The following is a 15,693-nucleotide window of genomic DNA, read 5'->3' as shown; positions in this document are numbered from 1 at the left end:
ACGAGTAGCGCAGGACGATCCCACCGAACAGTGCGGAGGAAGTCGAGGCGATGAACGAGAAATCACACGGTCAGCACACCGGCGAGCTGGGTCCCGAACAACGGGAGGCGAGCTGGGAGAGTCTGGGTGCCAAGCATTTCGACGTCGTCGTGATCGGTGGCGGCGTGGTCGGCGCGGGCATCGCCCTCGATGCCGCCACACGTGGTCTCGAGGTGGCCCTGGTGGAGGCGCGTGACCTGGCCTCCGGGACCTCGAGCCGATCGTCGAAGATGTTCCACGGCGGCCTGCGCTACCTGGAACAACTGGAGTTCGGGCTGGTCCGGGAGGCGTTGCGGGAACGTGAGCTGAGCCTGAAGACGCTGGCTCCGCATCTGGTGAAGCCGCTGCGCTTTCTCTACCCGCTGACCCACCGGGTCTGGGAGCGGCCCTACGTCGCCTCGGGGCTGGTGCTCTACGACTCCATGGGCGGCGCGAAATCCGTTCCGGGACAACATCATGTGACCCGTTCGGGTGCGTTGCGACTGGCGCCGGGCGTGCGCCGGGACGCGCTGATCGGCGGTGTCACCTATTACGACACCGTGGTCGACGACGCCCGCCACACCATGACCGTCGCCCGTACCGCTGCCCACTACGGCGCGGTGATCCGGACCTCCACCCAGGTCGTGGACTTCCTGCGGGAGGCCGACCGGGTGGTCGGGGTCAAGGTGCGCGACAGCGAGGACGGGCGCACGACCGAGGTTCGCGGCCACGTGGTGATCAACGCGACCGGTGTGTGGACCGATGAATTGCAGGCGTTGTCGCACGTCCGCGGCCGTTTCCATGTGCGTGCCTCCAAGGGTGTGCACATCGTGGTGCCGCGCGATCGGATCACCAGCGACGCGGCCCTGATCCTGCGCACGCAGACCTCGGTGCTGTTCGTGATCCCGTGGGGGAGCAACCACTGGATCATCGGCACTACCGATACGGACTGGAATCTGGATCTGGCGCATCCGGCCGCCACCAAGGCCGATATCGACTATCTGCTCGACCGGATCAACGAGGTCCTGGTCACCCCGCTGACTCAGGACGATATCCAGGGTGTGTACGCCGGACTGCGACCGCTACTGGCCGGGGAGAGCGACGAGACCTCGAAGTTGTCGCGTGAACACGCGGTGGCGCGGATCGCACCCGGACTGGTCGCCATCGCGGGCGGTAAGTACACCACCTACCGCGTGATGGCCTACGACGCGGTCGATGCCGCCGCCCGCGATATCCCGCAGCGGGTCTCGCCCTCGATCACCGACAAGGTGCCGCTGCTGGGCGCCGACGGCTACTTCGCGCTGCTCAACCAGACGCCGCAATTGGCCCAGACCTACGGTGTGCACCCGTATCGCATCGAGCACCTGCTCAACCGCTACGGTGCGCTGATCACCGATGTACTCGATATGGCCGAGGGCAAACCCGAACTGCTGCAACCGATTACCGACGCACCCAGTTATCTGCGGGTGGAGGCGGTCTACGCCGCGGCGGCGGAGGGGGCATTGCATCTGGACGATATCCTGGCCCGTCGCACCCGTATCTCCATCGAGTACTCCCATCGCGGGACCGAATGCGCCGACGAGGTGGCCCGGGTGGTCGCGCCGGTGCTGGGCTGGGACGCCGAACAGATCCGGCGCGAGGTGAGTACGTACGCGGCGCGGGTGGAGGCCGAGGTGCGGTCGCAGACCCAGCCCGATGACATCTCCGCCGACGCGTTGCGGGCCGCCGCGCCGGAGCCGCGACCGGAGATCCTGGAACCGGTTCCGCTCCCGCAGGGTTAGACCGAGTCTGTCGTCGTCGCGGCGGCCGCCCCGGACTCGTGGTGGCCGTCAGTGCGGCGTCGAGGTCGAGATGCGGCCGGAACTGGGCTTCTCCGTTGCCGTCGAATAGTGCAGTGCGTAGCTGAACAGCACGATGGCGGCGACGGCGATGGCGGCGATCAGCAACTGTGTGATCAGGCGCGTGCCCCGACGCACCACGGTGCTCACGTCCGTCATCTGCCCCGCTTCCCGACCTGTGGCGATGTGGTATCGCCCCTATGTCGCACGCGGGCACCGAAACGTTAGCCGCCGTAAGAATGATGGCTATCGATCGGCAAATCTGGGGAATCGGGCGGTGGCTGGCAGTGCGGGCAGAAGTAGATGCCGCGCTCGGAGGCGGAGCCGGAGGCCGTGGGTGCGCCCAGCGGCTGGACGACGACGGTGGTTCCGCAGCGCCGGCAGGGCTGCCGCTGCCGCCCGTAGACGGCGGCCCGCCAGGGCGGGTGGTGTGCGGCCCGGGTGAGGATGCGGTGCGCGGTATCGACCAGCCCGGCGAGGTCGGGCACGGTCGCGACCGGGGTGGCCGGATGGATGCGCCGCGCGAAGCAGATCTCGCTGCGGTAGATATTGCCGATGCCGGCCAGATTGGCCTGATCCAGTAACGCCAGTCCGATCGGTTCGCCGCCGTGGGCGGCCAGCCGCCCGACCGCCTCGCCGGCATCCCAGTCCGGACCCAGGAGATCCGGGCCGAGATGGTCGATCGCGGTGTGCTCGTCGGCCCGCGGCAGCACCTCGACGGTGCCGAGCGAGAATCCGACGGCCTCGGCGTCGGCGGTGGCGAGAATCAGCCGGGCGGTGAAGCCGGGTTTGGTCCAGCGTTGCCCGGGCCGGTAGATCCGCCAGCTGCCCTCCATCTTCAGATGGGTGTGGATGCTGAGCGACTCGGTGCGGACGAACAGGTGCTTCCCATAGCTGCCGACGCTGTCGACCGTCCGGTCACGCAGGTCGAGGGTGGCATATCGCGGCACCCGGAAGTCGCTGCGGATCAGTGTCTTTCCCTGCAGGGCGGTGCGCAGCCGGGCGGCAGTCAGGTAGACGGTGTCACCTTCGGGCACGGCGTCACCGCCCGCTCACGGCCGGCCCCGCAACCGGAATCCCCGCGGCGTGACGGCGAATCCGGCGTCGGTGAGAAAGGCCGCGAAGGTGTTGCCGTGCACCGATTCTCCGTCCACCCGCTCGATCACCAGCGAGTCGACCCGGCGGTCGTGGACCAGCGCCGCCAGGGCCGTCGCCGCTCGGGTGCGGACCGCCGGATCCTCGGTGAACGTGAGCAGGGTCTTGCCGCCGCGCTCCAGATACAAAGCCAGTTCCCCGTCGGCGAGCACCACCAGCGCGCCGGCCTTGCGGCCGGGCCGATGCCCGGCGCCTTCGCTCGCCGACTTGGGCCAGGGCAGGGCGGCGCCGTAGGGGTTGGCCGGATCGCAGGAGGCGAGCGCCAGGGTGTCGGCGCCGCGTTCGGAATCGAAGCCACGCAACCGATCCACCACATCGGTGGTGGAGAACTGCGCACCGCCCAGGGTGTCGACGAAGTACCCGCGGCGGCAGCGGCCGCGATCCTCGAATTCGGTGAGTACCCGGTACATCAGCGCGAATCCGCCCGGAATCTCCTCGCTCTGCACCGAGCCGCGAGTCAGCACCCCGTAGCGTTCCAGCAGGAGATCGGCGGTGGCATGTGCGCGAATCGTGTTGTCGGGCAGTCGTTGTGGCAGCAGGGACCAGCGGCCGGCGACGGCGGGGGGACCGGTCCGGGTCGGCGCCGCCGGCCGCGGCAGATACATGCGGCCACGGGGTGTGCGCCTCGGTGTGCGATGCGCGGTGGTGCTGCGGGTGGTGCCCGACAGCCGAGCGCGCACCGGAGCGAAGGTATCGCCGGAGACATAGCCCGCCCACACCAGCTCCCAGAGTGCCGCGGCCACCGCGGCGTCGTCGAGAAGTCCGGTGCCATCGGACAATTGGCGGAAAAAGTAGGCCCCGCCCGCCACCGCGAACGGCGGCGCGCCCGCCTCGCCGCTGGTGTCCGGCCGCGGCGCGGTCAGTGCCGCCGGATCGGCGCCCCAGGCGGTGAGCAGCCGGAGTTGGACGTCGGTGAAATCGATGGGCGCCGCGGGCGCCAGTGTCATCGGGGCCTGATCTGCCGGATGCAGGGCGATCCAGCCGTCCTTGGCGGTGATCGCGCCGTGGCCGGACCAGAGCACCTCACCGATGGCGGTCAACTCGTCCAGCATCGCCGGCGAGTAGTCCCGCACGCGGGCGGGCAGCACCAGCGATTCCCAGGCCGAGGCCGGAATCGGCACGCCCGCAAGCTGTTCGACCACCGTGGCCACTCCGTCGACGCCGCGCAGGGTCGAGGTCCCGAGGTGCTGCCAGGCGGGCAGGAACCGGCCGAACGCGGCTGTGGACACCGGTTCGACCTCTTTGCGCGCCGCGGCCAGCGAGCGCCGTCGCAACCGTCGCAGCACCTGGGCGTCACACCACTCCGCACCCGCCGAGCCGGGGGTGAATTCGCCTTCCACGACGCGCTTCTCGGTGCCGAGCCGATGAAGGGCGGTGGCGGCCACGGCCGGGCCGATACCGAACCGTCGTGCCAGCGCGTCCAGCGTGAACGGAGCGTGCGTGCGGGCATAGCGGCCGACGAGATCGCCGAGCGGATCGGGCACCGGCTCGATGAACGCCGCCGGTGTGCCGATCGGCAGGGGCACCCCGAGCGCGTCTCGGAGCCGTGCGGCATCCTCGACGGCCGTCCACCACCGCGCCCCGGCGAACGACACCTCCAGAACTCGTTTGGCCCGGGCGAGTTCGGCGAACCACGGCGCCGGATCCTCGGTGCAGCGGGCGGCGGCCTCGGCCGCGGTGAGCGGTCCCAGCAGCCGCAGCAGATCCGCCAGACCTTCGGCATCCCGGGCATGCCGCTCGGGGGTGAGCCGCTGGAGCTCGCGTTCGGTGTGCTCGATGACCTCGGCGTCGAGTAGTTCCCGCAGCTCCACCCGGCCCAGCAGTTCCGCGAGCAGGCTCGAGTCCAACGACAGGGCGGCCGCGCGACGTTCGGCCAGGGGGCTGTCGCCCTCGTACATGAACTGGCCGATGTAGTCGAACAGCAAGGCGTTGGCGAACGGTGAGGGCGCGGCGGTCTCCACTTCGATCAGCCGCAGTTTGCGCCGGGCGATACTCGTCAGCAGATCGCGCAGTGCGGGCAGATCGTAGACATCGCGCAGACATTCCCGCACGGTCTCCAGCAAGATCGGGAAATCCGGGAACTTCCGTGCCACATCGAGCAATTGGGCCGCACGCTGCCGCTGTTGCCACAGTGGCGCACGCCGGCCCGGATCCCGGCGCGGCAGCAGTAGCGCCCGCGCGGCGCATTCGCGGAACCGGGAGGCGAACAGCGCCGAGCCGCCGACCTGTTCGGTGACCACGTCGTCGATCTCGTCCGGCTCGAAGGCGAACAGTTCGGCGCCGGGCGGATCGTCGGTGGTGTCGGGCAGCCGTACCACGATGCCGTCATCGGACGCGGTGGGCGCGGCATCGACCCCGAACCGCTCGCGCAGCCGCGCGCCGACGGCCAGCGCCCACGGCGCGTGGACGGGCAGACCATAGGGGGAGTGCAGGATCAGTCGCCAATCCCCGAGCTCGTCGCGGAAGCGTTCGACCAGCAGGGTGCGGTCGGTGGGCAGATGGCCGGTGGCCTCCCGCTGTTCGGCCAGCAGCGACACCAGATTCGCGGTGGCGAAATCGTCGAGCCCGGCGGCGTGCACGATGTGTTCGAGTTCGACCAGCTCCCCGCCCGGTGTGGCCTGACGACCGCGTCCTCGGCGCGCGGCGGCCGGGGTGCGGCTCGCGTCGCGGGTGTCGGGATCTCGTCCGTCGCCGGCCGCGGGACCTGCCGCCTCGCGGACCAGGGTGTCGATTCGCCCGGCCGGTGCGCGCTCGACCGCCTGCCCGGCCGTGCGGACGAATTCACCCAGGGCCGCACCCAATTCGGCCGGACGCCCCAGCGAATCGCCGTGCCAGAACGGAAGCCGGCCGGGCAGTCCGAAGGCAGGCGACACCAGAACTCGATCGTGGGTGATGTCCTCGATCCGCCAGCTGGTCGCGCCGAGGGCGAACACATCGCCGACGCGCGATTCGTAGACCATCTCCTCATCGAGTTCGCCCACGCGCGAAGCCTTCTCGCCCACCATGAAGACCGGGAACAGACCGCGGTCGGGAATCGCCCCACCGGAGGTGACCGCCAGGCGCTGGGCGCCTGGCCGACCGGTGAGCGTGCCCGCGTCGCGGTCCCACACCACTCGTGGGCGCAGCTCGGCGAATTCGTCGGACGGGTAGCGCCCCGACAGCAGATCCAATACCGAATCGTAGGCCGAACGCGGCAGGCTCGCGAAACTACCTGTCCCCCTGACGGTTTCGAACCATTCGTCGACATCGATCGGCTCCAGCGCACAGGCCGCCACCGTCTGCTGAGCCAGGATGTCGAGCGGGTGGGCGGGGATCTTCAACTCCTCGATCTGCCCCGCGCTCATCCGCATCGAGGTCACCGCGCAGTGGATGACGTCGGTGCGATGTTTGGGGAAGATCACGCCGCGCGAGATCTCGCCGACCTGGTGCCCGGCCCGGCCGACCCGCTGCAGGCCGCCCGCGACCGACGGCGGCGCCTCCACCTGCACCACCAGATCCACCGCACCCATATCGATGCCCAGTTCGAGGCTGCTGGTCGCGACCACACAGCGCAACCGGCCGCTCTTGAGATCGTCCTCGATGATCGCGCGCTGTTCCTTGCTCACCGATCCGTGGTGCGCGCGGGCCAGCAGCGGCGCCGCACCGTGGTTGACCTCGGTCGGCGAACCGAGTTGGGCGGGCGGACCGTGTTCCTTGCGTCCCGGGCCGGCGTCGCGGTCGGCGGATTCGGGTTCCGCGATCCGCTCGGCGTACTCCTCGTTCAGGCGCGCGGTGAGCCGTTCGGCCAGCCGGCGTGAATTCGCGAACACGATCGAGGACCGATGTGCCAGCACCAGGTCGACGATCGCGGCGTCGACATGCGGCCAGATCGACCCGGGCTGATCGGATTCGTCCGGCTCGGTCATGTCGGCGACCGGAACCCGGACCGACAGGTCGAAGGTCTTCGGCGCCGGCGGCGCGACGATCGTGATCGGCGCCGGGCCGACCAGGAACCGGCCCACCTCCTCCGGCGGGCGCACGGTGGCCGACAGGCCGATGCGCTGGGCCCGGCGCGGGGTGAGCTGGTCCAGCCTGGCCAGCGACAGCGCCAGATGCGCACCACGCTTGGAACCGGCGATGGCGTGCACCTCGTCCACGATCACCGTGCCGACCTCCGACAGGGTCTCCCGCGCCGCCGAGGTGAGCACCAGATACAGCGATTCCGGGGTGGTGATCAGGATGTCCGGGGGCTTGCGCTGCATCGTGCGGCGATCGGCCGCGCTGGTGTCACCCGAGCGCACACCCACGGTGATCTCCGGCGCGGCCGTGCCCAGCCGCGCCGCGGTCTGGGTGATGCCGACCAGCGGCGCACGCAGATTCCGCTCCACATCGACCGCGAGTGCCTTGAGCGGCGAGATGTAGAGCACCGAGGTGCGCGGCGGCCCCTGCGGCGGTTCCCGGGTCGCGAGCCGATCGATGGCCCACAGGAACGCCGACAGCGTCTTACCGGACCCGGTGGGCGCGATGACCAGTGTGTGCTCGCCCGCGGAGATCGCCTGCCACGCCCCCAGCTGTGCGGCCGTGGGCGCGGGGAACGCGCCGTCGAACCACTCCTGGGTCGGGCGGGCGAACTGCTGCATGGGTTCAGTGTGCACCCGGGCACCGACACCGCCGGCCCATCGGCCGGTCGGACGGATCGGAGTTCGCCGAGTATCCGACCGGCGGAGGTGAACGTGGTTAGGCTGAGCGACGCCCCGGCGATCCGCCATCCGGAGATCCGACGACAGGACCGACGATGAGTGACCGTTCCGAAACGTCCACCGAGATTCCCGCCGACCCCATGCAGGCGAAGGATCCGAACAACCCACCCGTCCTGCCCGGGGCGCTGCTACTGGAGCTGGTGCCGGTTCCGGTCACCGATGTCGAACGCTCGCTCGCGTTCTACCGCGACAGGGCCGGATTCCACCTGGATGTGGACGTCGCACCGGCGCCGGGCGTGCGGATCGTGCAGCTGACCCCGCCCGGTTCCGCATGTTCGATTCTGCTGTCCGAGGGCCTGCCCGCCATGCACGCCGCACCGGGCGGACTGCACGGGCTGCATCTCGTGGTGGCCGATATCGAGGCGGCGCGGGGAAAACTGCTCGACCGGGGGATCGCGGTCGGCGAGGTCGAGGATGTGGGCGGCGGTGTCCTGATGGCCACCTTCGCCGACCCCGACGGCAACACCTGGTGCCTGCAGCACATGCCCTGGCGGTGAGGCCGGCACCGTCGCGATAACCCCCTCCGCGCGCGGGGGATCCATGTGCGACGGCTCCGGCCGATCCTCGCGAATCCGAGCGCTGAGCGCCCTCAGCCGAAGCGGATGCCCTGGGCCAGTGGGAGTTCGGCGGAGTAGTTGACGGTATTGGTGGCGCGGCGCATATAGGCCTTCCAGGAATCGGACCCCGATTCGCGTCCGCCGCCGGTCTGTTTCTCCCCGCCGAACGCGCCGCCGATCTCCGCACCCGAGGTGCCGATGTTGACGTTGGCGATACCGCAGTCGGAGCCGTCGGCGGCGAGGAAGCGTTCGGCCTCGCGCTGATCGCCGGTGAAGATCGCCGACGAGAGTCCCTGCGGCACATCGTTGTGCAGCGCGATCGCGGAGTCGAGCTCGTGGTAGGTGAGGACGTAGAGGATCGGCGCGAAGGTCTCCTCGCGCACCACCGCGGTCTGGGCGGGCATGCGGACAATCGCGGGGCGGACGTAGTAGGAATCGGGGCCGCCGACGTCGACGCGCTCACCACCGCAGATCAATTCGCCGCCATCGGCGATCGCCCGCTCGATCGCGGAGCGCATCGCGGTATGGGCCCGCCCGTCGATCAGCGGCCCCACCAGAACCGAGTCGTCGAGTGGATTGCCCACGGGCAGCTGGCGGTACGCGGCGCTCATCCGATCGAGCAGCGGACCGACGATATCCACGTGCGCGATCACCCGCCGCAAGGTGGTGCAGCGCTGTCCGGCGGTGCCCGCGGCCGCGAAAACGACAGCGCGCGTGGTGAGTTCGAGATCCGCGGACGGGGTCACGACCGCGGCGTTGTTACCGCCCAGCTCGAGCAGGCAGCGGCCGAAACGCGCCGCGACCCGCGGCGCCACGGCCTGTCCCATCCGGACCGATCCGGTGGCACTGACCAGTGCGACCCGCTCGTCGTCCACCAGTTGCTCGCCCACCTCCGCGGCGCCCTGGACGAGCTGGTGGATCTCGGGATCCGCGTCGACGTCCACGGCCGCGCGGCGCAGCAGCGCATGGCAGGCCAGAGCGGTCGCCGGTGTCGTCTGTGAGGGCTTCCACACCACGGTGTCTCCGCAGACCAGCGCGATCGCGGTATTCCACGACCACACCGCCACCGGGAAGTTGAACGCCGAGATCACCCCGACCACGCCGAGCGGATGCCAGGTCTCCATCAACCGGTGGCCCGGCCGCTCGGAGGGCATGGTGCGCCCGTAGAGCTGCCGCGACAGACCCACGGCGAATTCGCAGACGTCGATCATCTCCTGCACCTCGCCGCGCGCCTCGGCGCCGATCTTGCCCGCCTCCAGGGTGACGAGTTCGGCCAGAGCGTCGAGGTTTTCGGTGAGCAACTGCCCCAGTCGCCGCACCACCGCCGCGCGCCGGGGTGCGGGAACGGTACGCCACGACTCGAAGGCGCTGTGCGCCTTGTCGATTGCGTAGACCACCTCGAGGGCGGTACTGCTGCGCGCGTGCAGCAGTACCCCGCCGGTGATCGGCGTGCGGACGGGGAGATCGCCGGATTCGATCGGATCGACGCCCAATTCGAGCAACAACTGCGCGGTGCGGTCGCGAAGTTCGTCGGTACTGGGCAGGACGGGGGCGGACGTCATGTACGGCTCCTTTTCCGAGATCGGGTCGAGGGATACTTCGCACCGGTGGGAGATCGGTTTCGACCACGGCCGCCGCGCGCTGGGTTAGCCTTCGCTGATGGCGGATGCACCTGCGAAACCTGTTCTGGACGATATCGATCGGCTTCTGATCCGCGAGTTGATGGCCGATGGCCGCGCCACCCTGTCCAATCTCGCGGAGAAGGCCAGTCTGTCGGTGTCGGCGGTGCAGTCGCGCGTGCGCCGGCTCGAGGCGCGCGGGGTGATCCGGGGCTATACGGCGAAGGTCGATCCGGAGGCGCTGGGGCAGCTGCTGTCGGCATTTGTCGCCATCACTCCTCTCGATCCCTCGCAGCCCGATGACGCTCCGGCCCTGCTGCAGCACATCCCCGGAATCGAGGAATGCCATTCGGTGGCGGGGGAGGAGAGCTACATGCTGCTCGTCCGGGTGGCCTCCCCGCGACATCTGGAGCAGCTGCTGCAGGAGATCCGTGCCACCGCCAACGTCAGAACCCGAAGTACCATCATTCTGCAGACATTTTATGACAGATGAGACCTGATCGTAATTTATCCGATTGTTCGTAGTGAAACCGTAAATATTTACGTATCCTGCTGATGTGACCCTCGAACTGGAACGTCCCGGGACGACCGACGCAGAGGTTGCGAATACGGCGTCGGTCACTGCTTCGCGCGTACGTGACATCCTGTCGGCGCATATGCTCGCCGACGGTTTCGATCTGGTACTCGACCTGCGGAATTCGCGGGGTTGCCGGCTCGTCGACGCTCGTGACGGCACCGAGTACCTGGACATGTTCGGCTTCTTCGCCTCCTCCGCGCTGGGGATGAACCACCCCGCGCTGGCCGACGACGAGCGGTTCCGTGCCGAACTGACGACGGCCGCGCTGAACAAGCCCAGTAATTCCGATATCTATACCGTTGCGATGGCGCGCTTCGTCGATACCTTCGCCCGCGTACTCGGCGATCCGGCCCTGCCGCACCTGTTCTTCATCGACGGGGGCGCCCTCGCGGTCGAGAACGCCCTCAAGGTGGCCTTCGACTGGAAGAGCCGGCACAACGCGCGCCACGGTCGCTCGCCCGAACTCGGTACCCGGGTGCTGCATCTGTCGGGCGCGTTCCACGGCCGCACCGGTTACACCATGTCGCTGACCAACACCGATCCGATCAAGACCGCTCGGTTCCCGAAATTCGACTGGCCCCGGATCGAGACGCCGTATCTGGGTCCCGATATCGATATCGAGGCCGCCGAGGCGCACGCCCTCGGGCAGGCGCGTGCCGCCTTCGCCGAGAACCCGTACGACATCGCGTGTTTCATCGCGGAGCCGATCCAGGGCGAGGGTGGCGACCGGCATATGCGCCCGGAATTCCTGCTGCGGATGCAGCGGCTGTGCCACGACCACGACGCCCTGTTCATCCTCGACGAGGTGCAGACCGGCGTGGCGATGACCGGTACGACCTGGGCGTATCAGCAGCTCGGACTGCAGCCCGACGTGGTCGCCTTCGGTAAGAAGACGCAGGTGTGCGGGATCATGGCCGGCGGGCGCGTCGACGAGGTGCCCGGCAATGTCTTCGAGGTGAGCTCCCGGCTCAATTCCACCTGGGGCGGCAATCTCACGGATATGGTCCGGGCCCGGCGCATTCTCGAGGTGATCGAGTCGGATCGGCTGGCGGACCGGGCGGCCGAGCTCGGTGCGCGGCTGCTCGACCGGCTGCGCGATCTCGCCGAACGTCATGACGACGTCACGGATCCACGCGGGCGCGGGCTGATGTGCGCGGTGACCCTCTCCTCGGCGCCGCTGCGCGATGCCGTGCTGGCCGAGTTGCGCGAGACCGAGCGGGTCCTGCTGCTGGGCACCGGCGAACGGGGAATTCGCTTCCGGCCGGCGCTGACGGTCGATGCCGCCGAACTCGACGGCGCGGTGGCGGCCGTGGATCGGGTGCTCGCCCGGCTGCGGAATCGATGATGTTTCCGGGGGTGGATTCCGGCGCTGACAGCGCGGCTATTATGGCATTTCACCAGGGGTTTTCTGCTGGCGGGCAGTCAATAAGGGTACTCATCGGTAGCCCCCACTGGAATTCCGCGCGAGCTTGTCACTGGTTACACTCCGGGGCATGACGAGTGTCCAGCAGCAGCCTTCGCCGGATTCGGCGGAGGCCCCCGATATCCACACCACCGCCGGGAAGCTGGCTGATCTGCGCAATCGGCTGGAAGAGGCCAAGCACCCGATGGGTGAGGCCGCGGTCGACAAGGTCCACGCCAAGGGCAAGATGACTGCGCGCGAGCGCATCCTGGCCTTGCTGGACGAGGGTTCGTTCGTCGAGATGGACGCACTGGCCCGGCATCGCAGCGTCAACTTCGGCCAGGAGAACAACCGTCCGCTCGGCGACGGTGTGGTCACCGGCTACGGCACCATCGACGGTCGCGACGTCTGCATCTTCAGCCAGGACTCCACCGTCTTCGGTGGCAGCCTCGGCGAGGTCTACGGCGAGAAGATCGTCAAGGTCATGGATCTGGCCGTGAAGACCGGCAGGCCGCTGATCGGCATCAACGACGGCGCGGGCGCCCGCATCCAGGAGGGGGTGGTCTCGCTCGGCCTCTACGGTGAGATCTTCCACCGCAATGTGCAGGCCTCCGGCGTGATCCCGCAGATCTCGCTGATCATGGGCGCTGCCGCGGGTGGTCACGTCTACTCTCCGGCGCTGACCGACTTCGTCGTGATGGTCGACGAGACCAGTCAGATGTTCATCACCGGCCCGGACGTCATCAAGACCGTCACCGGTGAAGAGGTCACCATGGAGGAGCTGGGCGGCGCCCACACCCACATGGTGAAGTCCGGTACCGCGCACTACGTCGCCTCCGGCGAGCAGGACGCGCTGGACTGGGTGAAGGAGCTGCTGAGCTACCTGCCCAGCAACAACCGTGCCGAGGCTCCCCGCCTCCCGGCCAGCGACCCGATCACCGGCGCGATCGAGGATTCGCTGACCGACGAGGACATCGAGCTCGACAGCATCATCCCGGATTCGCCGAACCAGCCCTACGACATGCACGAGGTCATCCGGCGGCTGGTCGACGACGACGAGTTCTTCGAGGTGCAGGCCGAGCGGGCGATGAACGTCATCGTCGGTTTCGCCCGCATCGACGGCCGCAGCGTGGGTTTCGTGGCCAACCAGCCCACCCAGTTCGCGGGCTGCCTGGACATCGACGCCTCCGAGAAGGCCGCGCGCTTCGTGCGCACCTGCGATGCCTTCAACATTCCGATCATCACCCTGGTCGACGTGCCGGGCTTCCTGCCGGGTACGGGCCAGGAGTACAACGGCATCATCCGGCGCGGCGCCAAGCTGCTCTACGCCTACGGTGAGGCCACTGTGGGCAAAATCACGGTCATCACCCGCAAGGCCTACGGCGGCGCCTACGACGTCATGGGTTCCAAGCACATGGGCGCCGATGTGAATCTGGCGTGGCCCACCGCGCAGATCGCCGTGATGGGCGCCTCGGGCGCGGTCGGCTTCGTCTACCGCAAGAAGCTGCAGCAAGCGGCCGCCGACGGCGCCGATGTCGACGCGCTGCGCCTCGAGCTGCAGAACGAGTACGAGGACACGTTGGTCAACCCGTACGTCGCGGCGGAGCGTGGCTACGTCGACGCGGTGATCCCGCCCTCGCACACTCGCGGCCAGATCGTGTCGGCGCTGCGGCTGCTCGAGCGCAAGCTGGTCACCCTGCCGCCGAAGAAGCACGGCAACATTCCGCTCTGATCCGACGATATGTGCGGTAGCGGAGGCACACTTTTTCCGATGGATAGTGCATCCGTACCGCGCACGATTGCCTCATCCGGGTGAAGATGGTAGTAACAGGCCCTCATTCGATGAGAGCCGCAATGAGTACCGTTCGCGGCGCATGGTTCACCCCGCGCCGCGAACGCCGGGCCCCGAGGCCCGGCGCATGGACAGGAGGAGTTGGCGCTGTGACGGCTGTGGCTGACGAAGAGATATTGCGCGCCGCTGAATTGGATTTGGCGGTCGACGGTTTCGGTGACGACGAGGCGAGGCCCGCGTCCGAATCCGGTACCGCCGAGGCGGAGCCGAGTCGGGGTCCGGTGATCCAGATCCTGAAGGGTTCGCCCACCGACGCGGAACTCGCCGCGCTGATCACCGTATTCGCCGCTGCCGCGAATTCCGGTGTCGCGCCGCGGGAGCAGGGCCCGGTGGACAACTGGGGCCGGCCCACCATGATGCACCGCGGTACCTCGCCGTTCTCCCCGTACTCGTACCCCTACGTGTCGCACATCCGCGGCTGACGTGACGGGATTCGTTCTCGGTTCCGCCTCGCCGGCGCGTCTACAGGTGTTGCGTTCGGCGGGCCTGGATCCGGTGGTGCGGATCTCCGATGTCGACGAGGACGCGGTCGCCGGGGCACTGCCGCCGGACACCTCGCCCGCCGGGGTGGTGACTGCCCTCGCCGAGGCGAAGGCCAGGGTCGTGGCCGCCGGGCTGATCGCCGATGCCGCGGCCGCCGAACTCGATCCCGCCGCACCCGATGCGCACGGCATCGTTACCGCGCGCGCACCCCGGCTCATCGACGACTGTGTCGTCGTCGGTTGTGATTCCATGCTGCTGGTCGACGGTGTCCTGCAGGGCAAACCGCATACCCCCGATGTCGCCCGGGCTCGCTGGGCGGGGATGGCCGGGCGCAGCGCCGACCTGCTGACCGGCCACTGTGTCGTGCGCCTGCGCGACGGCGCGATCGTCGCGCAGGCCCGCGATTGCAGCACCACCACCGTGCATTTCGCCGAACCGGACCCGGTCGAACTGGATGCCTATATCGCCACCGGTGAGCCGCTGCGGGTCGCCGGTGCCTTCACCCTCGACGGAATGGGCGGCTGGTTCGTCGATCGGATCGACGGCGACCCGTCCAGCGTGATCGGTATCGGACTACCGCTGTTGCGTCGCCTGCTGGGCGATATCGGTGTCGGAATTGCGCAGTTGTGGGTCGGTGCGCAGTTGCGGGCCGACGCGATTGGCTGAGGGCGTCCGGATCTGCAGGCCGGGGTCCGCCGGATCGGGAATCCGCGCCGGATCCGGTACGAACGAGTTCGCGAGCGCCTCCAGCCGGATCACGCACAGATCCGGGCCGACGAACGGGTGCAGCCGCACATTCACCACATCGCGGCCGCCGTTGCGATCGAGTACCTCGCGCATCAGGCCCTGATGGACACCGCACACCACCTCGGAGTGGGTGCGGGCCAGTTCCCGTAGCGGGCAGGCCGTGAGCCGGATGTTCGCTTGCTGCTCGGTCTCCGACGCGGTATCGCGCTCGGGGGCGAAGCCGAGTTCCGAACTCACCGTGATCGCGACGTCACGCGCATCGTCGAGTGAGGCGATGGGCTGTTCGCACTGTTCGACCTTGGCGCCCCACACTCGGCCGGCGGCCACCGCCAGGTCGGAGCGGCGACGCGGATCGCTGCCGAGCTGATCGGCCAGTACCTGGGCCAGGTCCTGATAACCGACCGATCGCTGCACCGCGGAGTATCCGATGCGCGGGCGGCCGCGGCCCCGGGGCGGTTGCTGAAACTGCCGCACCAGCGATTCGCGTGTGAGAACATCCAGATGGAAACGAACGGTGGTGACGTGCTGTCCGGTGACCCGAGCCAGTTCCTGGGCATCGAGAGGCTCGCTGGCGCCGCGTAGGATCGCTAGCAGGCGCCGTCGTGGCCAAGAATCGGACATAGCTCACCCCTCCTCCCGGGTGACTTTATCGGACGAAGCTGCGACTTAATCGCTCTTGATCCGATTCGTGATGTGAAACCGCCAG

The 15,693-nt window shown here is 68.7% G+C and carries 12 protein-coding genes; 7 read left to right on the top strand and 5 right to left on the bottom strand.

What is annotated here, in order from left to right; translation table 11 throughout:
* The first annotated feature begins 50 nt into the window (after positions 1-50).
* Positions 51-1,799: a glycerol-3-phosphate dehydrogenase gene (glpD, locus tag LKD76_RS26530; RefSeq protein WP_227984137.1), complete on the top strand. Its 1,749-nt coding sequence runs from the start codon at positions 51-53 to the stop codon at positions 1,797-1,799.
* A 48-nt stretch (positions 1,800-1,847) separates the two neighbouring features.
* On the opposite strand, the gene LKD76_RS26525 is transcribed toward glpD, so the two are convergent.
* The 3 genes from LKD76_RS26525 to LKD76_RS26515 form a co-directional block, all read right to left on the bottom strand.
* Positions 1,848-2,015, bottom strand: coding sequence for a hypothetical protein (locus LKD76_RS26525; protein WP_227984136.1), 168 nt, complete (start codon positions 2,013-2,015; stop codon positions 1,848-1,850).
* A 65-nt stretch (positions 2,016-2,080) separates the two neighbouring features.
* Positions 2,081-2,893, bottom strand: a complete 813-nt coding sequence (locus LKD76_RS26520; protein ID WP_227984135.1) for an Fpg/Nei family DNA glycosylase — start codon at positions 2,891-2,893, stop codon at positions 2,081-2,083.
* Positions 2,894-2,908: 15 nt separating this feature from the next.
* Positions 2,909-7,630 carry an ATP-dependent helicase gene (locus tag LKD76_RS26515; RefSeq protein ID WP_227984134.1) on the bottom strand — a complete coding sequence of 1,574 codons (4,722 nt, stop codon included), beginning with the start codon at positions 7,628-7,630 and terminating at the stop codon, positions 2,909-2,911.
* Between the two features lie 200 nt (positions 7,631-7,830).
* Here LKD76_RS26515 and LKD76_RS26510 point away from each other — a divergent pair, with 200 nt between their 5' ends.
* Entirely contained in the window at positions 7,831-8,247 is a 417-nt protein-coding gene (locus tag LKD76_RS26510) for a VOC family protein (protein WP_227985410.1), read from the top strand.
* 92 nt (positions 8,248-8,339) lie between these two features.
* Here the strand turns inward: LKD76_RS26510 and amaB are convergent, their stop codons facing one another.
* Positions 8,340-9,869 carry an L-piperidine-6-carboxylate dehydrogenase gene (gene amaB, locus LKD76_RS26505; protein WP_227984133.1) on the bottom strand — a complete coding sequence of 510 codons (1,530 nt, stop codon included), beginning with the start codon at positions 9,867-9,869 and terminating at the stop codon, positions 8,340-8,342.
* 97 nt (positions 9,870-9,966) lie between these two features.
* Here amaB and LKD76_RS26500 point away from each other — a divergent pair, with 97 nt between their 5' ends.
* The 5 genes from LKD76_RS26500 (at position 9,967) to LKD76_RS26480 (ending at position 14,906) form a co-directional block, all read left to right on the top strand.
* Positions 9,967-10,419: an Lrp/AsnC family transcriptional regulator gene (locus LKD76_RS26500; RefSeq protein ID WP_227984132.1), complete on the top strand. Its 453-nt coding sequence runs from the start codon at positions 9,967-9,969 to the stop codon at positions 10,417-10,419.
* A gap of 76 nt (positions 10,420-10,495) precedes the next feature.
* Entirely contained in the window at positions 10,496-11,848 is a 1,353-nt protein-coding gene (gene lat / locus LKD76_RS26495) for an L-lysine 6-transaminase (RefSeq protein ID WP_255662100.1), read from the top strand.
* A gap of 148 nt (positions 11,849-11,996) precedes the next feature.
* Complete coding sequence (locus LKD76_RS26490) at positions 11,997-13,637, top strand: acyl-CoA carboxylase subunit beta (protein ID WP_227984130.1); 1,641 nt, start codon at positions 11,997-11,999, stop codon at positions 13,635-13,637.
* A gap of 209 nt (positions 13,638-13,846) precedes the next feature.
* Positions 13,847-14,179: an acyl-CoA carboxylase subunit epsilon gene (locus LKD76_RS26485; protein WP_227984129.1), complete on the top strand. Its 333-nt coding sequence runs from the start codon at positions 13,847-13,849 to the stop codon at positions 14,177-14,179.
* Between the two features lies 1 nt (position 14,180).
* On the top strand, positions 14,181-14,906 hold the full coding sequence (locus tag LKD76_RS26480; protein WP_227984128.1) for a nucleoside triphosphate pyrophosphatase: 726 nt from the start codon (positions 14,181-14,183) through the stop codon (positions 14,904-14,906).
* Here the strand turns inward: LKD76_RS26480 and LKD76_RS26475 are convergent.
* A complete protein-coding gene (locus tag LKD76_RS26475) occupies positions 14,814-15,608 on the bottom strand; it encodes a helix-turn-helix transcriptional regulator (RefSeq protein ID WP_227984127.1) in 795 nt (264 codons plus the stop codon). The genes LKD76_RS26480 and LKD76_RS26475 overlap by 93 nt on opposite strands.
* Positions 15,609-15,693: the final 85 nt, after the last annotated feature.

This window comes from Nocardia spumae (assembly GCF_020733635.1).
GTDB classification, from domain to species: domain Bacteria; phylum Actinomycetota; class Actinomycetes; order Mycobacteriales; family Mycobacteriaceae; genus Nocardia; species Nocardia spumae.
This window is presented reverse-complemented; position numbering and strand designations above follow the sequence as displayed.